At 45.6% G+C, this 20,829-nt stretch carries 24 protein-coding genes and 2 pseudogenes; 14 read left to right on the top strand and 12 right to left on the bottom strand.

Going from position 1 to position 20,829, the window contains the following annotated elements; translation table 11 throughout:
- Positions 1-170: 170 nt before the first annotated feature.
- Positions 171-1,333 (bottom strand): annotated as a pseudogene (locus WKT10_RS01565) (RNA-guided endonuclease InsQ/TnpB family protein).
- On the bottom strand, positions 1,272-1,919 hold the full coding sequence (locus tag WKT10_RS01560) for an IS607 family transposase (protein WP_337434570.1): 648 nt from the start codon (positions 1,917-1,919) through the stop codon (positions 1,272-1,274). The pseudogene WKT10_RS01565 and the gene WKT10_RS01560 overlap by 62 nt, the downstream one beginning before the upstream one ends.
- A gap of 351 nt (positions 1,920-2,270) precedes the next feature.
- Here WKT10_RS01560 and WKT10_RS01555 point away from each other — a divergent pair, with 351 nt between their 5' ends.
- Entirely contained in the window at positions 2,271-3,047 is a 777-nt protein-coding gene (locus tag WKT10_RS01555) for a sulfite exporter TauE/SafE family protein (RefSeq protein ID WP_337434568.1), read from the top strand.
- Between the two features lie 12 nt (positions 3,048-3,059).
- Here WKT10_RS01555 and pnuC read toward each other — a convergent pair whose 3' ends face one another.
- Entirely contained in the window at positions 3,060-3,767 is a 708-nt protein-coding gene (gene pnuC, locus WKT10_RS01550; RefSeq protein ID WP_337434567.1) for a nicotinamide riboside transporter PnuC, read from the bottom strand.
- Positions 3,768-4,065: 298 nt separating this feature from the next.
- Here pnuC and WKT10_RS01545 point away from each other — a divergent pair, with 298 nt between their 5' ends.
- The 4 genes from WKT10_RS01545 (at position 4,066) to ucpA (ending at position 7,656) form a co-directional block, all read left to right on the top strand.
- Positions 4,066-4,398 carry a hypothetical protein gene (locus WKT10_RS01545; RefSeq protein WP_337434566.1) on the top strand — a complete coding sequence of 111 codons (333 nt, stop codon included), beginning with the start codon at positions 4,066-4,068 and terminating at the stop codon, positions 4,396-4,398.
- Positions 4,399-4,587: 189 nt separating this feature from the next.
- On the top strand, positions 4,588-5,160 hold the full coding sequence (locus WKT10_RS01540) for an ANTAR domain-containing response regulator (RefSeq protein ID WP_337434565.1): 573 nt from the start codon (positions 4,588-4,590) through the stop codon (positions 5,158-5,160).
- Positions 5,161-5,379: 219 nt separating this feature from the next.
- Positions 5,380-6,786 (top strand): APC family permease, encoded by a 1,407-nt coding sequence (locus WKT10_RS01535; RefSeq protein WP_337434564.1) that lies wholly within the window; start codon positions 5,380-5,382, stop codon positions 6,784-6,786.
- Between the two features lie 72 nt (positions 6,787-6,858).
- Positions 6,859-7,656 (top strand): SDR family oxidoreductase UcpA, encoded by a 798-nt coding sequence (gene ucpA, locus WKT10_RS01530; protein WP_296036387.1) that lies wholly within the window; start codon positions 6,859-6,861, stop codon positions 7,654-7,656.
- Positions 7,657-7,746: 90 nt separating this feature from the next.
- Here the strand turns inward: ucpA and spoIIID are convergent, their stop codons facing one another.
- Positions 7,747-8,022, bottom strand: coding sequence for a sporulation transcriptional regulator SpoIIID (gene spoIIID, locus WKT10_RS01525; RefSeq protein WP_066544770.1), 276 nt, complete (start codon positions 8,020-8,022; stop codon positions 7,747-7,749).
- Positions 8,023-8,208: 186 nt separating this feature from the next.
- Here spoIIID and WKT10_RS01520 point away from each other — a divergent pair, with 186 nt between their 5' ends.
- From WKT10_RS01520 to WKT10_RS01505, 3 genes and pseudogenes are all read left to right on the top strand, one after another.
- Positions 8,209-8,436: a DUF3791 domain-containing protein gene (locus WKT10_RS01520; protein ID WP_340274994.1), complete on the top strand. Its 228-nt coding sequence runs from the start codon at positions 8,209-8,211 to the stop codon at positions 8,434-8,436.
- A pseudogene (locus tag WKT10_RS16000) lies at positions 8,433-8,863 on the top strand (DUF3990 domain-containing protein). The gene WKT10_RS01520 and the pseudogene WKT10_RS16000 overlap by 4 nt, the downstream one beginning before the upstream one ends.
- Entirely contained in the window at positions 8,841-9,068 is a 228-nt protein-coding gene (locus WKT10_RS01505; RefSeq protein ID WP_340274987.1) for a DUF3791 domain-containing protein, read from the top strand. Before WKT10_RS16000 ends, WKT10_RS01505 begins: the two are co-directional and overlap by 23 nt.
- A gap of 29 nt (positions 9,069-9,097) precedes the next feature.
- Here the strand turns inward: WKT10_RS01505 and WKT10_RS01500 are convergent, their stop codons facing one another.
- The 3 genes from WKT10_RS01500 to WKT10_RS01490 all read right to left on the bottom strand — a co-directional run bounded on the left by WKT10_RS01500 (position 9,098) and on the right by WKT10_RS01490 (position 10,802).
- A complete protein-coding gene (locus tag WKT10_RS01500; RefSeq protein WP_340274985.1) occupies positions 9,098-9,256 on the bottom strand; it encodes a hypothetical protein in 159 nt (52 codons plus the stop codon).
- Positions 9,257-9,331: 75 nt separating this feature from the next.
- Positions 9,332-9,745: an EamA family transporter gene (locus WKT10_RS01495; protein WP_066544766.1), complete on the bottom strand. Its 414-nt coding sequence runs from the start codon at positions 9,743-9,745 to the stop codon at positions 9,332-9,334.
- 22 nt (positions 9,746-9,767) lie between these two features.
- A complete protein-coding gene (locus tag WKT10_RS01490; protein WP_340274983.1) occupies positions 9,768-10,802 on the bottom strand; it encodes a hypothetical protein in 1,035 nt (344 codons plus the stop codon).
- A gap of 171 nt (positions 10,803-10,973) precedes the next feature.
- On the opposite strand from WKT10_RS01490, the gene WKT10_RS01485 reads away from it, so the two are divergent.
- The 6 genes from WKT10_RS01485 to WKT10_RS01460 all read left to right on the top strand — a co-directional run bounded on the left by WKT10_RS01485 (position 10,974) and on the right by WKT10_RS01460 (position 16,674).
- A complete protein-coding gene (locus WKT10_RS01485; protein WP_340274981.1) occupies positions 10,974-11,999 on the top strand; it encodes a branched-chain amino acid aminotransferase in 1,026 nt (341 codons plus the stop codon).
- A 94-nt stretch (positions 12,000-12,093) separates the two neighbouring features.
- Positions 12,094-12,486 carry a protease complex subunit PrcB family protein gene (locus WKT10_RS01480; protein WP_340275181.1) on the top strand — a complete coding sequence of 131 codons (393 nt, stop codon included), beginning with the start codon at positions 12,094-12,096 and terminating at the stop codon, positions 12,484-12,486.
- Positions 12,487-12,583: 97 nt separating this feature from the next.
- A complete protein-coding gene (gene cysE / locus WKT10_RS01475; protein WP_340275179.1) occupies positions 12,584-13,276 on the top strand; it encodes a serine O-acetyltransferase in 693 nt (230 codons plus the stop codon).
- Positions 13,273-14,136 carry a tRNA 2-thiocytidine biosynthesis TtcA family protein gene (locus WKT10_RS01470; protein WP_066544757.1) on the top strand — a complete coding sequence of 288 codons (864 nt, stop codon included), beginning with the start codon at positions 13,273-13,275 and terminating at the stop codon, positions 14,134-14,136. The genes cysE and WKT10_RS01470 overlap by 4 nt, the downstream gene beginning before the upstream one ends.
- 70 nt (positions 14,137-14,206) lie before the next feature.
- Positions 14,207-15,811: a DUF3794 and LysM peptidoglycan-binding domain-containing protein gene (locus WKT10_RS01465; RefSeq protein WP_340275177.1), complete on the top strand. Its 1,605-nt coding sequence runs from the start codon at positions 14,207-14,209 to the stop codon at positions 15,809-15,811.
- 206 nt (positions 15,812-16,017) lie between these two features.
- Complete coding sequence (locus WKT10_RS01460) at positions 16,018-16,674, top strand: lactate racemase domain-containing protein (protein WP_340274978.1); 657 nt, start codon at positions 16,018-16,020, stop codon at positions 16,672-16,674.
- Here WKT10_RS01460 and WKT10_RS01455 read toward each other — a convergent pair.
- The 5 genes from WKT10_RS01455 to WKT10_RS01435 form a co-directional block, all read right to left on the bottom strand.
- Entirely contained in the window at positions 16,658-18,169 is a 1,512-nt protein-coding gene (locus tag WKT10_RS01455) for a recombinase family protein (RefSeq protein WP_006772914.1), read from the bottom strand. The two genes, WKT10_RS01460 and WKT10_RS01455, sit on opposite strands and share 17 nt — an antisense overlap.
- Before the next feature lie 94 nt (positions 18,170-18,263).
- The gene (locus WKT10_RS01450) at positions 18,264-18,479 is read right to left on the bottom strand and encodes a hypothetical protein (RefSeq protein WP_006772915.1); all 216 of its coding nucleotides are present in this window, start codon (positions 18,477-18,479) and stop codon (positions 18,264-18,266) included.
- Positions 18,463-19,407 carry a MobV family relaxase gene (mobV, locus tag WKT10_RS01445; protein WP_006772916.1) on the bottom strand — a complete coding sequence of 315 codons (945 nt, stop codon included), beginning with the start codon at positions 19,405-19,407 and terminating at the stop codon, positions 18,463-18,465. The genes WKT10_RS01450 and mobV overlap by 17 nt, the downstream gene beginning before the upstream one ends.
- A 187-nt stretch (positions 19,408-19,594) precedes the next feature.
- Entirely contained in the window at positions 19,595-19,990 is a 396-nt protein-coding gene (locus WKT10_RS01440; RefSeq protein WP_006772917.1) for a replication initiator protein A, read from the bottom strand.
- 111 nt (positions 19,991-20,101) lie between these two features.
- Positions 20,102-20,515, bottom strand: a complete 414-nt coding sequence (locus WKT10_RS01435) for a cysteine-rich VLP domain-containing protein (RefSeq protein ID WP_009256047.1) — start codon at positions 20,513-20,515, stop codon at positions 20,102-20,104.
- Between the last annotated feature and the right edge of the window lie 314 nt (positions 20,516-20,829).

Below are 20,829 nucleotides of genomic sequence, written 5' to 3'. Positions count from 1 at the left end.
GTTCAACTATACTCAAACACATCGAGAAATTAAAGTCCTCACGGATACTTTTTACTGCTTCATTGTGTATGCGTTGGCAGTTGCTGGCAACTTGCTACTAACAGGTTCTTGTACACTCCACAGTCGTCAATTCCCGAAATAGCCTTCGGTACATACTTACACTTGCCTGATCATGCAATTTTGTAAGTTACTGCATCTTTTAAATTAAGACTCGCATTAAGATCTCTATCCTCTACATAACTACAACTGCATTTGTAGATCCTGTCTGAAAGTTTTAAGTCCTTTTTTATAGAACCTCAACAATGACATATTTTAGAAGATGGATAAAACCTGTCTGCAATTCTTAATTCAATGCCATTATCATCACACTTCACTTTCAACTTTGTCCTAAACTCATAGAATTTCTGTGATGCAACTGCTTTTGAAAGATGCCGGTTCTTCATCATTCCTGATACATTCAGATCCTCAATCGTTATATAAGACGGCTTGGTTTTCACTATCTCAGCGATGGCCTTATTGATATGATCAGTTCGGATATTGTCTATCCGATGATGAAGTTTCTGTACCTTAAGCTTTTGCTTTTGTATATTTGCTTTTTGAGTGGACTCTCCTTTCTTTAAATTTTCATACTTACGGGAGAGACATCTCTGCTCCCGGATCAGTTGTTTTTCAAGTTTTTTCAGTCTTGCTCATTTATTAATGTTCTTATATTTCTTACCATTTGAGAGAATGGCAAAATCTTTTAATCCAAGGTCTATGCCAATCCCTTCGCTGTAGATATCGGTTGTTTTGTTATCCGGTATTTCTATCAGAACTGAAACATAAAACCTGTCCGCTTTCATGGAGACCGAACCGCTTTTTATGACATATCCATCTTTTGTAGCAGGGATATATCCCTTTTCTTTGATTCTGACCCACCCAAGGGATGGGATATTGATCCGATGTCTTTCGCAGCGGCAATCCTTTGGATTATTCTTCACGAAGTACATTTTTACATCCGACTTACCCTTTTTTTGAATTTAGGAAAGCCGCTTTGATGTTTGAAAAATCTTGTAAATGCGGTCTGTCCATGATTTACAGACTGGGTTACTGCTTTTGAATATGCCTCCTTGATCCATGCATATTCCGGGTGATCCGGCAGATATTCATTATTAAGCCAGACTCTAAATTGATGACTGCTCATAAACTTTTTACCATTTTCATGAAGTTCTTTATTGTGAGCAAGATAGAAATTATAGATAAATCTACACGTTCCTATCTTCTTACGGATCTTAACCTTCTGTTCCTCTGTTGGATTTATTTCCGTCTTGAAGTTCTTTAGCAATCTCCTCATCTCCTTCTATTTGTTTTTTATACTTACGAAGTCCGTACAGCCTGTAGGAGAATACATGAAGGATGGAAACAATATCCTGTACAAGTTCTTCCCGTGGTGATAGCTCTTCATTGTTTACTACTACTATGGTCGTGTTGAACTTCATACAGAATTTTTCGAACCAATCATAGCCAAATCTGACAAATCTATCTTTATGCGTGACTATAATCGTCCTGATTTTTTGTTCCATCACTTCATCCAATAATTGATTCCACTTTTTACGGTTGTAATTAAGACCACTTCCATACTCTTCAATGCATTGGTCTACGATCATTCCCCTGGCGTTACAAAACTGACGTAAAAACGCTGCCTGGTTTTGTAGATTATCCGTTTGGTTTCTTGTAGATACTCTGGCATAAATAACAGTCTGACGATCATCATTTTCGGTATGAATGCCTTTAAATTGAAGATATTGGTCATAAGTGTAATAACGTCTATCAGTTGGAGTACGGTTTGCTTTCAGAATCCCCTCTCTATCCCAACGCTGCAGCGTTTTAACAGAGACACCTAATAATCCAGCAAAATCTTTTGGTTTGTAATTAGTGATATTAGAAGTGTTCATAAATAATCCTCCTCGAGTATATTCAAACACTTTTAAGCACTAATATCAATGATTTTGATTACTTGATATTTCCTCTTTTTAGCCTGAAAATGGGCAGTAAAGAGAATTATAACTGTTTTCGGGAAGGGAAACAAGAGGAAAATTGACTTTGAGTTTCCGCACTTTACACCGCACTCTGGCGTCTGGTGTTCAGGACTCCGGTTTCCGGCCATAAGAAAACCTAAGGGGCTGAAATTTTTCTAAAAGCAAAAGCCATATTAAAAACTCGCTGCGCTCAGGCAGGTTTGATATGGCTTTTAACGAAAAATTTAATCCTCTAAGGTTTTCTGTTTCTGGTTGACAGTTATATTATCCAATTTCGGAGTCGGCGGTCTGGTAGGGCTTACCGGAGTGGCGGGATTTCTCCTTCCGATCGTGTATACAGGCCTTCTGCAGATGAGCGTCACCCAGGGACTTGCACTGAGCTTTGCGGCCTTTATCCTGTCGGGCGCGCTGGGATCTTTCAATTATAAAAAAGCTGGAAATCTGGACGTGTCCTTTGGTCTGCGCTTAAGTGCAGGAAGTATGGCAGGTGCGGTTCTGGGCGTAAAGCTGAATTTGATTATCCCGGAAGAGCAGGTCAAGATACTTCTGTATGTGGTGGTGCTGTTGTCCGGTATTTCCATTCTGCTGAGAAAGGACGGAAAAGCTGCTGAGACGGAGAAAAAGGCGGCTGCCGGGGCCGCCGGGGCAAAGGAGAAGGGCTTTCGACTGGAGAAGCATCTTGTCCCCACCCTGCTTCTGGGGTTTGTTACGGGTTTGATCTGTGCTTTGTCCGGAGCAGGCGGCCCAATATTGGTGATGCCGCTTTTAGTAGTATTCGGCACCGGCGTTCGTGTGGCAGTAGGAATTGCCCTGTTTAACTCCATTTTTATCGGGATTCCGGCCTGTATCGGCTACATGAGCCAGTGCGATGTCCCGGCGCTCCTGCCTGTGTTGGCTGCCGCTCTGGCAAGCCATGGCGTTGGCGTGTATCTGGGGAGCAAAAACGCAGTGCGCATAAATCAGGGCGTTTTAAAACGGGGGATCGCAGTATTTTCTATATTGATTGCAGTCTGGAAGCTGTTCCTTTAGGGGGACAGCTTTTTAGCTGCCTGCAGCCACCGCAGCCTGTCGCTGTCCCATCCTGCGCCAGTTTAAAAAGCCGTAAATATCATTTACAAAAAAGGCGGCAAAGCATACGGTTACAGACAGGCAGCTGATATCTTCCATTGAGGCCATAGTCCACAGTATGATCAGGATCAGGTCATTGGCGGCGTATCCTGCCGCATAGTAGGGACTGCGCTTAAAGGTTAGATATACAGCCAGGAAGCTGGTAGTTACAGAAATCGTGCTGGGGATTAAATTGGCAGTGTTAAAGGCCTTTAAAATAAAGTAAAACAGGATGGTCACGACTGCAGTCAAAACGGACATAAGCACAATATCATGCCGTTTGATATGGTAGATTTCGACTTCCGAACGATTTCCATTAAATGGATTTTTCAGCCATGTGATCAGAGAGAACACAGCCATAGGCATGGTCATTCCCAGATATGTGATCATTTCTCCATAATAAGAAACGTTCAGGGAAATCATTCCGTAAAGCAGGCTGAACAGCACCATCAAAAGCTGTCCCATGGGATTTCCCTTGGCACAGAAGATGAGAGAAGTCACTCCGATCAATGAGGTCCAAAGGGTCATATAACTGGTCCGGTCAAAGAGACAGAAAGCAATCAGAATCAAAACGACTGAGGTACTCCAGAGAATCAGCTCTGTTTTTGAAAAGTAGTTTTTGAGTGTGGTAAATGATTTCATGATGTCCTCCTTATCTGCCGGTGATATATAAAAAGCATTCATATACACATCTTCAAAGACCTATCGATGCGTATGTGAATGCTTTCAACATTCCTACCCGGTGGCAGATAATTTTTGATCTTATGCACAGCAGTTTGCTGTCTGAAACGTATGGGGCGCTCCTGCGGCGTCCGCTTCGTGATACAGTATACGGGCACTTTTGAGAAAAATCAAGAAAAATTTTTAAAACCCTGAAACTAATCTGAAATTTGCAAAACAAAAGAAAATTGTAAAATAAACTGGGAAGGAGAATTGAAATATGAGGAAGAGATGGAATGTATTATTGATCGCAGGAGCTGTAATGGCACTGGCTGTTGGATGCGGAGCAAAGGAAGAAACAAAAAGCGTACAGGAGACAAGCGCTGTATCAGAAACAGCCAGGACGGAAGGAACGACAGCACATACAGAAGAAACGGAAAAAGCTCCTGAAGCTGAGAAAAAGGAATCTGAAGTACAGGCTTCTCACGCGGCAGATGAGACGGCACGCTCCCCAAGTATGGCTGGTTTTGTCCTTACTGGAGAAAACGGCGGGCCCAATATTGTATTTGGGATGAGAGACGGGAAACTGGCGGTGTTGGGGATTAACTATTAAAGATGAACGGATCCAGAGGCGTTTGATTCATCTGAACCAGGCTGTTGCAGGCTTTATGCAGTGATACCGGCTGCCTTAAGTTGCAATTTTATTCCCCCCATGATACAATGATTTCACATAGTGAAAATTGTTAATAAATAGACAAAAATTTCCAGTTTTAAGTTTGGAGTATTGGATGAAGGGGGAATTATGTATCGGGTTGTGGTTGCAGATGATGATGGTAAAGCCTGTAAAAAGGCAGTGGAATTTCTTCAGAATAATGGGTATCAGGTTGTGGGAGAAGCAGCAGACGGGCTGGAAGCAGTTATGGTATGCCGCAGGGAACGTCCGGATTTTGTGATTATGGATTTGAGTATGCCTGTTATGACCGGGCTTGAGGCAATTCGGGTGATCCACAGGGAGAAGCTGGCAGGTTTTATCATTGTGCTTACTTCCTGCCGCAATAAAGCGCTGCTGCATCAGGCAGCCCAGGAGGATATTATGGGATATCTTGTGAAGCCGGTAGAGGAATCAGCGCTTTTGGGAGCGGTGGAGGTAGCTCTTTGTCAGGAAGATCATATTATGAAGGCAGAAAGGGAATGTGAGAAAACAAAAAAAGCGCTGGAGGACAGAAAATACATTGAAAAGGCGAAGGGGCTTTTAATGGAGCACAGGAAGCTTTCTGAAAATGAGGCATATTCCTATATTCGCCGTCAGGCTATGGATAAGGAGCAGACCATGGCAGAAATTGCCCGGATTTTGTTAATGGCGTATAACATGTAGGATAAAAATTGTTAATTACTTGACAAACTTTGAGCAAAGTGGTATGATTGAAAGCAATTAAAGCGATATCTCTTTAAAAAACATAACTGATATACAACGGCGCATATCAGCGAACAGCGACATCGAAGTCCAGATTTTCTCTTTTAAGTATAGGGGGGATTTTGGGCTTTTTTGTATGCTGAAAAATTGCAAAGTAAAAGTAAAGGGGTTGTGTTTTACATGGAGGACAAACAAAATAAAAGCAATGGTTTGAATAAGAGTCTGAAATTGATTTTTGTTTATACGGTTGCGACAGGATCTATTTTCACATTTGTAAACTATTGGGATTCTGTATTTTATGGTTATTGCGGCAGCGGTACGTTTCTGGCATTCGCCCTGATGACAGTGGCGATCCTTCCGGTAGCTCTGGTATACAGTGAGCTGGCATCCTTGTTCCATACCTCAGGAGGCGAGCTGATCTACAATACCGTAGGGATCAATAAGCACGTTGGTTTCCTGGCTTCCTGGCTTATTATGGCAGCGTGGATTTCCGTTCCTCCGGCAGTGGTTATGGCAATTATGACCTGGGTAAACAAAACGCTGGGTTTAAACCTTGGTACTTGGCCCATGGTGGGATGTGCAGCTGTACTCTTGGTTCTGTATTTTTTAATGAGTATCCAGAATGTGCAGTTTCTGGTAAAGGCTCAGGCAGGTATGCTGTTTTGTAATATCACAGTAACCATTCTGACTGGATTTATTCTTCTGTTTTCCGGTCATTGGCATCTGGAAAACTTTGGAAATATTTTCACTACAACGTTGGAGTCTGTGAACGGTATACCGGGCTGGATCATTGGAATGGCTCTTTTGATCACTCCGTATTTTGGATTTGAAACCGTTCCTCAGATGGTAGAAGAAGGAGATTTCCCTATTAAAAATTCTAAAAAAGCAATCTGCGGTTCCATTCTCACCTGCGGCTGTATTTATGTATTTTATTATTTCTGTGTAGCAGGTCTGGATGGTCTGAAGGACATTCATGCCAATTTCGCACAGGACGGTTTCCTGACCATTGCGACCATGCAGAATGTATTGGGATGGACCTTCTGGCCGATTATTGTAGGTATTCTTTCCTGCCTTCTGGGTATGGGAGCATCTTTGCTGGGATTCTGGATGTCTACCGTACGTATGCTGTATTCCATGGCAAATAAGAATTTCCTTCCAAAAGTATTTGCCAAGGTAAATAAAAATCAGCAGCCGATGCTTCCTAACATTTTTCTGCTGGTATTATCTTTGATCTTTATTGTACTTCAGAACTCTTCCGATTTTATGAGTGCATTTTTCAATCTGATGAGTTTTGGCTGCGCCTGTGCGTATGCTTTAACAATGATTTCAGCTGTGTGCATTCATCACAAGCATCCTGAGTGGAAGAGTGCGAATACCGTTAAGGGCGGTGATGCATTTCGTGTGTTTGCGATGCTCATTGCAGTTGCGATTGCATTTTTCTGTACATTGGGCCAGGGAATTGATTCCTGGATCTGCTTTGGAGTATATTTGGGCATCGGTGTAGTGATCTGGCTGTGGATGCTTCTGGTAAACTGGAAGAAACATCCGGTTGAGATTGAAACACCGGATGGAGTACAGCAATTTTAAGTTTGTAAAACAGTTAATCCGGACGAAACGAAACGTCTGAAAATAAATGAATGAAGTAAAGGAGAAGATAAAATGGCTAAACTGGATGGAAAAGTTGCACTGATTACCGGAGCTGCTGCCGGACTTGGAGAAGGAATTTCTACTGCGTATGCAAAATACGGAGCAAAGCTGATCATGGTAGATCTCTCTCCTGCTGTAGAAGAAACAGCTGAAAAACTGCGCAAGGAATACAATTCAGAGATTATCACCGTAGTTGCCAATGTAGCGGACCGCGCACAGATGGATGCAGCTGCGGCAAAGGGCATTGAGGCTTTTGGAGAGATCAATGTAGCCTGCTGCAACGCAGGTGTATGCCGTCTGGCTCCTTTTGAGGAGATGGATGATGCTACCAGAGATTTCCATATCGATGTAAATATCAAAGGTGTATGGAACACCTGTAAGGCAGTAATCCCATATATGTTAAAGCAGGGCGGAGGCAATATTGTGATCGCTTCCTCTGTAACCGGAGATATTGTAGCAGACGCAGGTGAGGCAGCGTATGCTATGACAAAGGCTGCTCTGGTTGGCCTGACAAAATGTCTGGCTGTTGAGTATGCAAACCGCAACATCCGTGTAAACTGCTCACAGTTGGGCTATGCGCGTACACCTATGGTTGAAAAGATGGCTCTGGAATCTAATCCTGAAAATCCGGAGGCAGCAATCGCAGATATCGCAGTCGGCGTTCCCATGAAGCGCCTCGCAAAACCAATCGAGGTAGGAGAGCTCTTTGCATTCCTGGGAAGCGACGAATCCAGCTATCTGACAGGTTCTCAGATTGTTATTGATGGCGGAAGCACATTGCCTGAGACAATGTCGATTGGAACCAACTAAGCTTTGAAATTAGAATAATTGATATAAAAACCGGCAGATTGTGAGGGTCTGCCGGTTTTTGTGATGTATATAGTACACATAAGTATTTGTTTAGCTGTTCTCTTTACTGCAGATTGCCAGCCGATGCTGGTATTTTTCCTTTGTAGCCAGTCCGCCCCGGATATGCCGTTCGGATTTGTTGATGTCCAGCACTACTCTGGCCTGGGCGGCGAGGGATGGGTTGATGTGTTCCAAACGATCGGTGACATCCTTATGTACCGTAGACTTGGAAATTCCAAACCGTCTGGCTGTCTGGCGCACGGTAGCGTTGTGGTCGATAATGTAATTCGCAATAGCAATGGCCCGTTCTTCAATATATTCCTTCATGGTATTTCACCCTGAGAACGTTTTTACCATCATATTACAAGCTGTGGTATTTTATGCATTGGGGAGATAGCCAAAAGCAGAAGGTTGTCATATACTTGTTCCATGGAAATTAAAAGTATACAGAAGTATTTACTTTAACCTCAAGATGCTGAGATCAAAAATATGAATGACGGAGGGGAGCTGACGATGTTGAATGATATAAAAATAAAAAATACCGATGAACTGGAATTTGCTGTTTTCTGCATTGAAAATATTGCAATGCGTCTGAAAAAATGGTATCGAGCTTTGACAGAAAAGAGCGATATTTTAAACAGTTATGTTATACCGGAGTATGAGATGCTTCATACCCAGAGCAAAGAATATATTGTGGACGATATTATTAATCTTATAGAAGAAATGGGTATCCAATTATGATTTTATATCATGGTTCATATTTGGAAGTTCAAACTCCGGATTTAGTACATTCCAGAGAGAATCTTGATTTTGGGCGTGGTTTTTATACAACACCACTTTATGAACAGGCAATAAAGTGGTATGAAAGATTTAAGCGGCGCGGGAAAAGAGGAATTGTTTCTCACTACAGTTTTGACGAATCAGCTTATCAGAGACTTAAAATTCTGAAATGCAGAAGGGGAATGATGCAACAGATTACGATATAGTGATTGGCGGTGCTGCAAATGATAAAGTATTTAATACTGTTGAACTTTACTTTGATAATTTAATTGATAAGAAGGAAGCGATTCGCCGATTGCGTTATGAAAAACCAAACCTGCAGATGTGCCTGCGTACACAAACGGTTCTTGATGAGTATCTGCATTATGAAGGGAGTGAACAGATTTGACAGCCAATCCGATTTTGCTGCAAAAAAATATGCCTGGATCATTGAGCGATTTTCGAAAAAGAAAAATCTGTCTTTCGATGAAGCCCTGAAATTTTTCTATTGTTCTGCTCTTTATCCTTTGCTCTGTGAAGGGGTATCAGATTTACATTGTATGAGCGATGAGTATTTGACAGAAGAACTGATTTTTGAGTATGAAGAAACATGATATACAAATGAACAGAGCGTCTATTTATCTTATAGAGGGTGGATAGACGCTCTGTATTTTTGGTTTAATTCCCCTACCACAGGCTGAAAACTGATCGTCAGGATATTCTTTATGCGGTTTATGCTGGCTGTCATACCGTTGGAAATCCATTTCCGGTTTTTGTACAGCATATGAGTTTTCTTTAACATAATCGTCACCTTTCCAATTTGATTTTATTTTTACTTATAGATTTTCTGGAGAGGTAAAAAGCTTCAGCAGTATACCTATAATACCATTACCAACGTCCCGGCCCCAATAAGGATACACCCTATGAGCGACTTTGCGGTAAAATCTTCATGGAGAAAGACAAAAGCAAGGATCAGCGTCATCACAACGCTGAGTTTATCCACAGGAACAACTTTTGAGGCGTCTCCCAGCTGTAATGCACGGTAGTAGCAGAGCCAGGAGGCGCCGGTGGCAAGGCCGGACAGGATGAGAAAAATCCAGCTTTTTCTTCCAATCGAAAAAATTCCGTTTTGAGCATGGGTAAGAAATACCATTCCCCAGGCCATCACTACGACTACAACGGTCCGGATGGCGGTTGCCAGATTTGAATTTACTCCATCGATTCCAAGTTTTGCCAAAATGGAAGTAAGGGCCGCAAAGAGAGCGGACAGCAGCGCGAAAAACAGCCACATATAAGTGTATCCTCCATTCCTTTTATAAATAAAAGCTCTCCGGAAATTCCCCATGCTCCATCAGATATTCATATATTTCCATCAGAGATTTCCTCAGTGAAATTCCTTGATTCAAAGCCGTTTTGTACTCCCGCACCCAGTAATTTTTAAGATCATAGAAAAACATATGGCTTAGCAGTACGTAATATAAGATCTCTTTATCCGGTTCCAGATACTTTTCCTTAAAATCCCTGATCCCCTCCTCATATTCGTACAGAGAGAAATGGATCATCAGAATCAGAGTAGTTAAGCTGTTTTTCTGTTCACGGTCGGAATAACGTATGCTGACAATTTTCTGTCTCAGTTTTTTTGCCTCTGCAATCGCAGTTTCCTTCATATCTGCAGTCTTTAAATTTGCAGCAAGGACAGAAAGAAGGGATCCAGAAAGCATATCATAGCTTAATCCGCTTAATGTGGAAATTTCTTCCATTTTGCAGATGCGTTCACTGGTGACTCCGCAGGCAAAACTTTTTTTGATCACAAGATCCAGAAGTTCATTCTGCCTCATTCCGATGGACTGGAAAGGATCGGTTGTACTGAAAATATAATAGCAGCAGCCGTAACACAGCATACGGTACAGCTTTTCCAGAAGAAGGACTGCAGTCTCAGCCTCCTCCCCTTCTGTATAATGATCCCGAAGGGTTTTAATATAGTTTTTCACCTTAAAACGCCATTTGGGCCGCTCATGCTTTGGAACGAAGCGGTTTGGGGCAAAATAATTCTGTGCATAGGCATTTTCAAGAAAAAGTTCAATCTCTGATTCCAGGGCTCCAAGATCCGGGGCTTTTTTTACTTTAGAGGGGGAAGAGGCCTTGCCTGTTCCATTTTCTTTGAAATGCTCCGGAACAGACAGAACCAGGGGGTCAATGTCCTTTTCCTCTTTTATTTTCTTCGGGATCGCTTTGTACAGTTCTGCGGTCAGATAGCGCAGCTCTTCTATGGAATATGTTTCTATTTGTTTTCTGAACTCAGGAAGTTTCATCGATAAAGTCCTTTCTGCCGTTTCTGACTGTATCATAGAACACTGCTGGAAGGATGTCAATTCTATCCAAAGGTATTTCCGGTACGGGTTATACCTTCCATATCCGAATGATATACCCATCCTCCTGTTTTGACGTTGATTTTCTGATTTAATAAGTCTATAATGTCTGTAAAATAAATTCCAAGGACAGGAATGGAGGAAGCAGCTATGGAAAAAAAGAATCTGGACTGGGGTAATATCGGTTTCAGTTATATGCCCACAGATATGCGATATGTAGCAGATTATAAGAATGGAGTATGGGGAGAGGGACGGCTGACGGCTGATTCAACGGTAGTGCTCAATGAATGTGCAGGCATTCTGCAGTATTGTCAGGAGTGCTTTGAGGGATTAAAGGCGTATACCACAGAGGACGGCAGCATCGTTACCTTCCGTCCGGACTTAAATGCAGAGCGCATGATGGACTCTGCCAGACGTCTGGAGATGCCTGTGTTTCCTAAAGAGCGTTTTCTGGAAGCTCTGGATCAGGTGGTAAAGGCAAATGCGGCCTGGGTTCCGCCTTACGGCAGCGGAGCAACCCTGTATATACGCCCCTATATGTTTGCTTCTGGTCCTGTGATCGGCGTTAAGCCGTCTGATGAGTATCAGTTTAGAATGTTTGTGACGCCAGTGGGTCCTTATTTTAAGGGCGGAGCGAAGCCGATTACCATCTGCGTCAGTGATTTTGACCGTGCGGCTCCTCATGGAACGGGTCATGTAAAGGCTGGATTAAATTACGCCATGAGCCTTCATGCCCATGAAACGGCTCATGCCAATGGATTTGATGAAAATATGTTCCTGGATCCGGCCACCAGAACGTATGTAGAGGAAACCGGCGGAGCTAATTTCATCTTTATTACAAAGGACGGAGAGGTTGTTACGCCCAAATCCAATTCCATTCTCCCGTCTATTACGAGACGTTCTCTCATGTATGTGGCAGAACATTATCTGGGCTTAAAGGTAACACAGAGACCTGTAAAGCTGGAAGAATTAAAGGAATTTGCAGAATGCGGCCTCTGCGGAACCGCGGCTGTGATCTCCCCTGTAGGAAAGGTTAATGACCATGGCAAGGAAATCTGCTTCCCAAGTGGTATGGAGGAGATGGGTCCTGTTACAAAGAAGCTGTATGATACGCTGACCGGTATCCAGATGGGACGCATTGAGGCGCCAGAAGGATGGATCCGTAAAATAATGTAAGGGTCGCAGACAGGCCTCCCGGAATATACTGATAACAGATGGTATATTTCGGGAGGTTTTTTCAGATATGAAACGAGTTTTAAGGATTCTTTGGATGACGGGACTGATTCTTTCCCTTGCCGCAGGCTTTACAGGCTGTTCCGTTTCAAAGGAAAACAGGGATAAGGTGCGGGATCTGGAATTTCAGACTGCCCCTTCAGAGGAGCTGCCTGAAGAACTTTCAAAGCTGATTTCAGAAAAGGTGTCCCAGCCCTTTAAGCTGACTTACACGGATGATAAGAACCTGTACATAGCGGTAGGATATGGGGCCCAGCCTACAGGGGGATACAGTATCAGCATAAGAGAACTTTATCTGACGGAAAATTCGATTGTCCTTGCAACGGAGCTGATGGGGCCGGAAAAGGGGGAAGATCCGGGCACGGAGAAGTCCTTCCCCTATATTGTACTGCGGACAGAGCTTTTAGAGGAGCCGGTTATTTTTAAGTAGAAAGAAAATCCTTTTTTTCGCCGGGATCATATGCTATACTACATCAAAATGCGTTATGAATCAAAATGGATGCATTTTGGAAAGGTTGGTAGCAGAAATGATCTTAAAGGATATTTGGCTGGATATAAAGGCAGTGCAGGAGCGGGATCCGGCGGCCCGCAGTGCGCTTGAGGTTCTTTTGCTGTATCAGGGCATCCATGCTTTGATCTGGCATCGGTTTGCCCACTGGTTTTACCAGCATAAAATGTTTTTTATTGCCAGGCTTATTTCACAGATAGCCCGTTTCTTTACGCTGATCGAGATCCATCCGGGCGCTACGCTGGGACGCGGGATTCTGATCGACCACGGAAGCGGTGTGGTCATCGGAGAGACGGCAGTGGTGGGAGATAACTGCACTATTTACCAGGGAGTTACGCTGGGCGGCGTGGGAACTAAAAAGGGAAAACGTCATCCAACTCTTGGAAATAACGTTATGGTAGGCGCAGGAGCTAAGATTTTAGGCGCCTTTGAGGTGGGAGACAACTGTTCTATTGCCGCCAATGCGGTGCTTTTAAAGCCCTTGGAGGACAATGTAACAGCCGTGGGAATTCCGGCCCGTCCCATAAAAAAGGACGGCGTTACCCTGCCGAAAAAGCGGGAAACTATGACGTTAGAGGAATACGAGCAGATGAAGAACCAGATCCGGATGATAACTCAGGAGATTACGCAGCTGAAGGAAACGGTAAAGCTTCTTTCAGAGAAATCCGTATCCGGAAATGAGAAAACAGAAGGAGAAAGCACACAGGGATGAAGCAGGAAGCCCCTTACGTTAATATAGAACGGAGTATTATAAAAGAATACAGAAAAACCATCTGGAGGCCCTTTGTAAAGGGGCTTCAGGAATATGAGATGATTCAGGACGGGGACCGGGTGGCTGTGTGCATTTCCGGAGGAAAGGACTCCATGCTGCTTGCCAAGTGCCTGCAGCAGTTAAAGCGCCAGAGTGATACGAAGTTTGAACTGGAATTTATTGTGATGGATCCGGGATATCAGCCGGAAAACAGGAAGCTCATTGAGGAAAATGCAGCTCTTATGAATATCCCTGTGCGGATCTTTGACTCGGATATTTTTGATATTGTGGTGGATGTGGATCAGTCCCCCTGTTACCTCTGCGCCAGAATGCGGAGGGGTTACCTCTATTCCCATGCAAAGGAGCTGGGCTGCAATAAGATCGCACTGGGACACCATTTTGATGATGTGATCGAAACCATTCTTATGGGGATCCTTTACGGCGGCCAGATCAATACCATGATGCCAAAGCTTCACAGCACCAACTTTTCAGGTATGGAGCTCATACGGCCTTTGTATTTTGTAAAGGAAGAGGATATTTTGGCCTGGAGGGACAGCAACCACCTTCATTTCCTCCAATGTGCCTGCCGGTTTACGGAGCAGATCGCAAAAGAACGGGCAGCTGCCGGGGAAGCGGTGAACGGCGGTGATATTGTCCATACTTCCAAGCGCCAGGAGATGAAGGAGCTTATCGCAAGGCTTAGGAAAAACAGCCCCTTTATTGATGCAAATATCATGAAAAGTGTGGAAAATATCAATCTGGATGCCTGTCTGGGCTATGTCCAGAAGGGTGTGCGGCACCATTTTTTGGAAACTTATTGAGAGTTATATTTAACCTGCCATTTGCATAGATTCTTTTTATAAGAGACTATGAGGGATGGCAGGTGTTTTTATGGAGCTTATAAAGAAACAGATACATATGAACCAGTGGAAAGGAAATGTGGCTACTCAGATCACCCTGGATGATGATTTTATTGTGCCTGACACCATGGACGATATGGAGCAGGTTATGCTGGATAATGGAGAGATCCAGGCGGAGCAGGTAAAGCCTATGGGGGATAAGGTAAATGTAAAGGGACGTCTGGAATTTCAGGTTCTGTACCGCAGGGAGGGGGGCGGACTGCAGACGCTGGGAGGCAGCATTCCTTTTGAGGAGATGATCAATGTTCCCCAGTTAGAGGATAAGGATACAGTGAGTCTGTCCTGGACGCTGGATGACCTGAATACCAATATGATCCATTCCCGAAAACTGGGAGTTCAGGCGATCGTTACCCTTCAAGTGCGGATTGAGGCATCAAAAGATACAGAAGCTGCCGTGGATGTAAAGCAGGGGGGGACGGATACAGAGGCCTATACAGGGGCTGCGGAGAATCATGGGGAAATGCCGGTTGAAACCCTAAAGCGCCGGATGACAGCCGCATCTATGGCAGTATGCAGAAAGGATACCTATCGGATTCGGGAGGCAGTAGGGCTTACAGGCGGAAAGCCGGGGATCGGCCGCCTTTTATGGAAAGAAATGAAGCTGCGGGCTGTATCGGTAAAGCCTCTTGACGGCACTCTGCATCTGGAAGGGGAGCTCACGGTATTTGTGATCTATGAGGCGGAGGATGATACAATGCCTGTGCAGTGGCTGGAGGAAACGATCCCGTTTTCAGGAGAAATGGAGGCAGAGGGAGTAAAGGAGGATCAGATCCCCATGATTACGGTCCGGCTTTCCCATCGGGAGATCGAGGCAAAACCGGATTATGACGGAGAGATGCGGGAACTGGAGATTGACGGGGTTCTTGAGCTGGATATCCGTCTGTATGAGGAACTGGAAACAGAGCTTTTAAGCGATGTATATTCCAACAGCCGGGAATTGACGCCGGAGCGTAGGGAAACGGTGTTTGACCGGATCCTTACACGAAATGTATGCCGTTCCAGAATCGGAGAAAAAGTGAAGCTTCCCCAGGGAGAGCGGATTTTACAGATCTGTCATCACAGCGGAACCATAAAACTGGATGAGGTAGAACCGGGAGAGGACTGCTTAAAGATAGAGGGGGTTTTGGAGGTGACACTTCTTTATCTTACCAGTGATGACCAGGCTCCGGTTCAGCCGGCAGTAGAGCAGATTCCCTTTAAATGTACGGCAGAGGCCAGAGGGATCCGGGAAGACAGCGTATACCAGCTGGATGCGGGGCTGGAACAGCTCACAGCCGTGATGATGGGAGGAGATATGGTGGAAATTAAGGCTGTGGCAGTGCTGGACTTCCTGGTTCTGCAGCCTGTAAAGGAACAGGTGATCACAGGTATCTCTTCCGGCCCTCTGGATTTAAAGAAGCTTCAGGAGCTGCCGGGAATTGCGGGATACATTGTTCAGCCCGGTGACAGTCTCTGGATGATCGCTAAAAAATTCCATACGACCATCAGCCACATCATATCAGCCAATGAACTGGCGGACGAGGAGATTAAGGCCGGGCAGAGGCTTCTTCTGGTAAAAGAGGTGGCAAGGGGATAAAAAAGGAAACAGACTGTTCATGGAAAAGTAATTCTATGGAGGGTCTGTTTTTTATGACAGTCATATGTGTAAAAATATCAAAAAAAGTTGAAAATAAAATAAAATATTGGAAAATATTGACATTAAGCTGCAAATGTAATAGAATGAAAAAGTAGACAGTCGACAATTTAAAAAGACGGATTAAAATTCAGGGAAGGTGATGAAGTTTGAAGACTATTAAGATTCCATATTACACTTCCAGTCTAGATCTCCATGTGGATGAAAAAAATCTGGAGGCGGTGATCACGGCCCGCACAGATGAATACGAGGCAGGAAAGAGTGAGGAGGAGCTGGTAAAGGAGGCGCTGGAGCATCCCATCGGAACACCCAGGCTCAGTGAACTGGCAAAGGGAAAGAACCGGATCGTGCTTGTTACCTCAGACCACACCAGGGCCGTACCAAGTAAACTGACTCTGCCTTTGCTTCTGGCGGAGATCCGCAAAGGAAATCCGGACGCAGATATTACGATTCTGATCGCTACCGGCCTTCACCGGCCTACCACAGAGGCAGAGCAGCGCAGGATGTTTGGCGATCCGATCGTAGACCATGAGAAGATTGCGGTAAATAAGGCATTTGAGCCGGATGATTTTGCCTATGTGACCGGTCTTCCTTCCGGAGCGGAGCTGTGGGTAAACAAACTGGCCTTAGACTGCGATCTGCTGATTACGGAAGGATTTATTGAGCCGCATTTCTTTGCCGGCTTTTCAGGAGGACGAAAGAGTATCCTGCCGGGTATTTGCAATGCGGCAAAGTACAGTTTACAAGGGACTACACAGGGTAGGTATCTGACGGGAGGGGTTCCACCCATCAGATTTTCCATGTGATGTTCAAGCTGTCGCTTGTAGCGGCAACGGTGGTAATCATCAAATCCACCACCCGCCGCTTGTCGTCAAAGGATACATTGTCCCATGTGTCGAGGTAGCCGGAAATCTGATTGACCTGTTCCGGGCTGATGGCTTCCACCGTCAACTCGGCTATCTGCTTCACAAGTTCCTGTTTGCGCCCGTCCAGTTCCGCTATCTTCACATTCACATAGGAGAGCAGAACATTGTTTGCACCCGTCAGACTGTCCACCAGCTTTTCAATCTCGCTGTCCACATGGAGAAGTTCCACTTGCAGGGCGGCAATTTTAGGGTTTGCCTTTGCCGCTTTCTTTCTGCCTGTCAGCGTCTTGTAGCTTGCCAGTTTCTTTATCATCTGCTGATAAACAACCGCTTCCAGTTCCGAAGTAATGATTTTCCCGCACCCCGGACAACTCTTGTTATCCAGCCGTTTCGTACAGCGAAGGTATTGCTTGCCGGAGGGATTGAAGATACTCATAAGGGCATACCCGCAGTTCCCGCACTTGATTTTTCCCGCCAGCCATGTATGGGTAGCTTTTCGGGCAGACTGGATTTTCATGTTGTTCATCAGCTTCTTGCGGCAGGTCAGCCAGATGTCGGAGGGAACAATGCCCTCATGGGGAGCCAGTACCAGCATTTGGTCTTTCAAGTCGTTCTTTTTGCTGGGCTTCACATCTCGCCCTTGATACAGATAGCAGCCGTTCATGCCAGTAAAATCGGCAGCGTCATTGACAATGACCGTCCCTTGACTTTTGAAAAATTCGTACACATCAAGGTCTGCCTGCACATAGACAGGATTGCGTAACATCTGCGCCAGCGTGGGGCGTATCAGCTCTTTGCCGTTGAATAAAATCCCCTGTTCGGCAAAGTACCGGGTAATGTCCCCGTAGGAGGTTGTGGGCTGAGCATACATCTCAAACATCAGCCGGATATTTGCCGCTTCGTCTGGATTTACCACCAGCTTTTTTGTATTGATACCATCCATTTTGATAGGCTCGGTGTGGAAGCCGTAAGGAGCCTTGCCGCCCATTTTGAAGCCCCGCTGACTGCGGGAATAGTATGCGTCCGTTACCCGCTTCTGTATCGTTTCCCGTTCCAACTGGGCGAACACAATACAGATATTCAACATAGCCCGCCCCATCGGGGTGGAGGTATCAAACTTTTCCGTAGAGGACACAAACTCCACATTGTACTGCTGGAACAGCTCCATCATGTTGGCAAAGTCCAGAATGGAACGGCTGATACGGTCGAGTTTGTAAACCACGACTTTTGCAATCAAGCCCCGCTTGATGTCCCGCACCAGTTCTTGAAACTTCGGACGGTCTGTGTTCTTGCCGCTGTACCCCTTGTCTGTGTATTCCTTGCAGTTACCGCCTTTCAACTCGTATTTGCAAAATTCAATCTGGCTTTCAATGGAAATGCTGTCCTTTTTGTCTACCGATTGCCTTGCATAGATTGCGTCTATTCGATTATTCATATTGTCGCTCCTTTTCTTAAAAAAGAAACGGAGCTGCTGACACCTTTATTATACCGTCAGCAGCCCCGCAAATCAACGATGGCTTTGGAAAACCTTATGCCCCGGCTTCCTCACTCTGCCGTTTGTCGGCATACTTGCGGAACACCTCATAAAGTTGCTGTTCCAGTTCCCGGCGTTTTGCCGCTTCCTGCTCCGGCGTGAACACCGGGGAGAGGTTTTCCAGCGTGATTTCCCTGCCTTGAAAAGTCACGACTTCCGTTTCCTTTTTGTATCTGATAGTGGTACTTATAAAATCACCTTTCCTTTCCATGCTGCCGCTGCTGCCGTTTCAGTTCCGCCAGTATATCCGGCGGGATACGGTCAACCAGCCGCTGTAAATTGTCCAGTTCGCTTTTCAGCTTTGCCCGTTCCATCGCATCTTTCATCTTGCCTTTTTCACTGGCTTTTGCCCTTGCTTCCAGCTTTTCATTTTCCGCTAACAGGTCATTGATTGTGACCTTGTATTTTTTCAACTGCCCGGAGAAATTCCCCATCTGTGGGAACCACTTTTTCAGCATGGAGAGGGCTTCCTCTTTTTTCTTTCCGGCATTCAGCGGGTTAATGCCGTCCAGCGTGGCTTCAATGGCTCTTGCCTGTTTGGATAGATTGACCGCCTGCTTGAACAGACGGGTGGGGATATGCTTCCTGCCTGTCTTGCTGGCACTTTCCCCACGCTCCAAGTCGGGATATTTCTCCACCATATAGGCGTGAAAATCGTCCTGCCATTTTGAGAGATTGGCTCTGTTGCCGATAATCTCCTTAGCGCACAGGCGGTTGTCCTCTGTCAGAGGGACAAAGACCAAATGCAGGTGGGGTGTTTTCTCGTCCATGTGTACCACTGCCGATACGATATTTTCCCGGCCTACCCGCCCGATTAAGAAATCAGCCGCCCTATGGAAAAATTCCTGTATCTCCTTTGGGGGCTTCTTCTTGAAAAACTCCGGGCTGGCGGTAATCAGCGTATCCACAAACCGGGTACTATCCTTACGGGTGCGGCAGCCAGCTTGTTCAATACGGTTCTGTATAAAGTGGTAGTACCTGCTCTCCGGCTTAACAATGTGGAAGTTGTATTTGCTCCGGCTGGTGTCAATGTCGGGATTGCTGGCGTACTGTTCCTTTTGCCGTTCGTGATGGGCTTCCAGCGGCCTTGCCGGGTTGCCCTTGTGTTTCTCAAACCGCAAGATTGCGTGTTGTGCCATTCTGCTCCTTTCCTCGTTCCATTCTTTTCCAGCGGGTTTTCCACAGGGAAAATCCCGCCGAAACTATCTCTGATAGGATTGGAATGGAATAGATATAAATAAAATCGTTTTAATCTCTGTATTTCTATATACCGTCCGGTTTTCGTACTTCAAGAGGATTGATTATCGTACTCTATGAGTGCGGTTTTCAGTCCTCCGGCGTTCCATAACCGGATTTCTTGAAGTCGGTGTTTGAAACCGCTTCATAGGATTTTGGATAAATGCGGTTGGGTTTTCCACAGCCCTGCTTCTGGATTTCCACCAGTCCGGCATATTGTAGCTCCCGCAGGGTATTGACCGCTTTCTGCCGCCCGCAGTGGAGCAGCTCCACTACCTCGTTAATGGGATAGTAGAGGTAAATCCGCCCGTATTCATCTGCCCAGCCGTTTTTTCGGGATAGGTCTGTCCGGCGCAGGATAAAGGCGTACAGAACCTTTGCTTCGTTGGACAGGGGTGTGAATGTGGGGGCTTCAAAAAGGAAATTGGGAAGCCGGGTAAAGCTGACCGCCTTTTCCGGCTGATGGATATAAATGGTGTTTGCCATATCGTGTTTTGTGGACGGTTAGAAGCCTGTTTCCGGGGGCAGACGGTAGTTTCTATTGCCTGCCCCTGTTCTGTGCTTGCAAAGCCTTGAAAATCAAGGACTTTTCAGCCCCTAACTGTCCACAGTAGACCTCCTTTTCCGTTCACTTTCTGTTTTCTGCCGCCTGTGAACTCTGGCGGCGCAGTCGGGGCAGTACTTTGCCCGGTTGGATTTAGGGACGAACACACCGCCGCAGACCGCACAGCGTTTCAAGTCCTTATCCCGGAAAATCTCCGCTTCCAGCGTCTTGTCCAGCGGCAAAACCGCCCAGCGGAACCACTTACAGCAGACCGAGAAAGAAACCGTCTGCGGACAGGTGCAGGTGTCCCCATCGTCAAGGAACATACAGTTCCCGTCCTCATAACAGCAGCACTCCCGGCGGATCAGGGCGTTTGCCTGTTTCCGCTGCGCTGGGGTCATGCGGTAAAGGGAACCGTCCGGCCTGCGTTCCAGCGGTGGCAAGTCTTTATAGGGGTTATCTCTCATGCGTTCCCTCCATTTTTCGCTTTTGCCGTTCGCCCCGAAAAGGCTTCCTGCCCCATTCCTGCGGCGTGTTCCGGCGTTGGCACGCTCCCCGCAGCTTCTGGACACTTGTCCCGAAGTGACCTCTGGACAAAGTGTCCAGAAGTCCGTCTCCTTGCGGTGCTTCCCCGGCCGGGGTATTTCTTTTCGGACGGTCATTCGGTTTTCAAGGTGCTGTCCATCGATGAACTACCCTAAGTCTACACCTAAATGACCGTTCGTCCCGTATATCCAAGAGGTAGGAAATCCGCCAAAAAAACTGCCTATTTCCACGCTCT

The sequence above is a fragment of the Enterocloster sp. HCN-30185 genome (assembly GCF_037890305.1).
GTDB lineage: Bacteria > Bacillota > Clostridia > Lachnospirales > Lachnospiraceae > Enterocloster.
Note: the sequence above shows the minus strand (reverse complement) of the source record. Positions and strands in the feature narration are given on the sequence as shown.

What these genes read in the sequence shown, in the direction of transcription:
- pnuC (WP_337434567.1), bottom strand. Translation starts at nt 3,767, where the DNA reads ATGAAATCATTTACCACACTCAAAAACTACTTTTCAAAAACAGAGCTG.
- WKT10_RS01545 (WP_337434566.1), top strand. Translation starts at nt 4,066, where the DNA reads ATGAGGAAGAGATGGAATGTATTATTGATCGCAGGAGCTGTAATGGCA.
- WKT10_RS01540 (WP_337434565.1), top strand. Translation starts at nt 4,588, where the DNA reads ATGTATCGGGTTGTGGTTGCAGATGATGATGGTAAAGCCTGTAAAAAG.
- WKT10_RS01535 (WP_337434564.1), top strand. Translation starts at nt 5,380, where the DNA reads ATGGAGGACAAACAAAATAAAAGCAATGGTTTGAATAAGAGTCTGAAA.
- ucpA (WP_296036387.1), top strand. Translation starts at nt 6,859, where the DNA reads ATGGCTAAACTGGATGGAAAAGTTGCACTGATTACCGGAGCTGCTGCC.
- spoIIID (WP_066544770.1), bottom strand. Translation starts at nt 8,022, where the DNA reads ATGAAGGAATATATTGAAGAACGGGCCATTGCTATTGCGAATTACATT.
- WKT10_RS01520 (WP_340274994.1), top strand. Translation starts at nt 8,209, where the DNA reads ATGTTGAATGATATAAAAATAAAAAATACCGATGAACTGGAATTTGCT.
- WKT10_RS01505 (WP_340274987.1), top strand. Translation starts at nt 8,841, where the DNA reads ATGAAGGGAGTGAACAGATTTGACAGCCAATCCGATTTTGCTGCAAAA.
- WKT10_RS01500 (WP_340274985.1), bottom strand. Translation starts at nt 9,256, where the DNA reads ATGTTAAAGAAAACTCATATGCTGTACAAAAACCGGAAATGGATTTCC.
- WKT10_RS01495 (WP_066544766.1), bottom strand. Translation starts at nt 9,745, where the DNA reads ATGTGGCTGTTTTTCGCGCTGCTGTCCGCTCTCTTTGCGGCCCTTACT.
- WKT10_RS01490 (WP_340274983.1), bottom strand. Translation starts at nt 10,802, where the DNA reads ATGATACAGTCAGAAACGGCAGAAAGGACTTTATCGATGAAACTTCCT.
- WKT10_RS01485 (WP_340274981.1), top strand. Translation starts at nt 10,974, where the DNA reads ATGGAAAAAAAGAATCTGGACTGGGGTAATATCGGTTTCAGTTATATG.
- WKT10_RS01480 (WP_340275181.1), top strand. Translation starts at nt 12,094, where the DNA reads ATGACGGGACTGATTCTTTCCCTTGCCGCAGGCTTTACAGGCTGTTCC.
- cysE (WP_340275179.1), top strand. Translation starts at nt 12,584, where the DNA reads ATGATCTTAAAGGATATTTGGCTGGATATAAAGGCAGTGCAGGAGCGG.
- WKT10_RS01470 (WP_066544757.1), top strand. Translation starts at nt 13,273, where the DNA reads ATGAAGCAGGAAGCCCCTTACGTTAATATAGAACGGAGTATTATAAAA.
- WKT10_RS01465 (WP_340275177.1), top strand. Translation starts at nt 14,207, where the DNA reads ATGGAGCTTATAAAGAAACAGATACATATGAACCAGTGGAAAGGAAAT.
- WKT10_RS01455 (WP_006772914.1), bottom strand. Translation starts at nt 18,169, where the DNA reads ATGAATAATCGAATAGACGCAATCTATGCAAGGCAATCGGTAGACAAA.
- WKT10_RS01450 (WP_006772915.1), bottom strand. Translation starts at nt 18,479, where the DNA reads ATGGAAAGGAAAGGTGATTTTATAAGTACCACTATCAGATACAAAAAG.
- mobV (WP_006772916.1), bottom strand. Translation starts at nt 19,407, where the DNA reads ATGGCACAACACGCAATCTTGCGGTTTGAGAAACACAAGGGCAACCCG.
- WKT10_RS01440 (WP_006772917.1), bottom strand. Translation starts at nt 19,990, where the DNA reads ATGGCAAACACCATTTATATCCATCAGCCGGAAAAGGCGGTCAGCTTT.
- WKT10_RS01435 (WP_009256047.1), bottom strand. Translation starts at nt 20,515, where the DNA reads ATGAGAGATAACCCCTATAAAGACTTGCCACCGCTGGAACGCAGGCCG.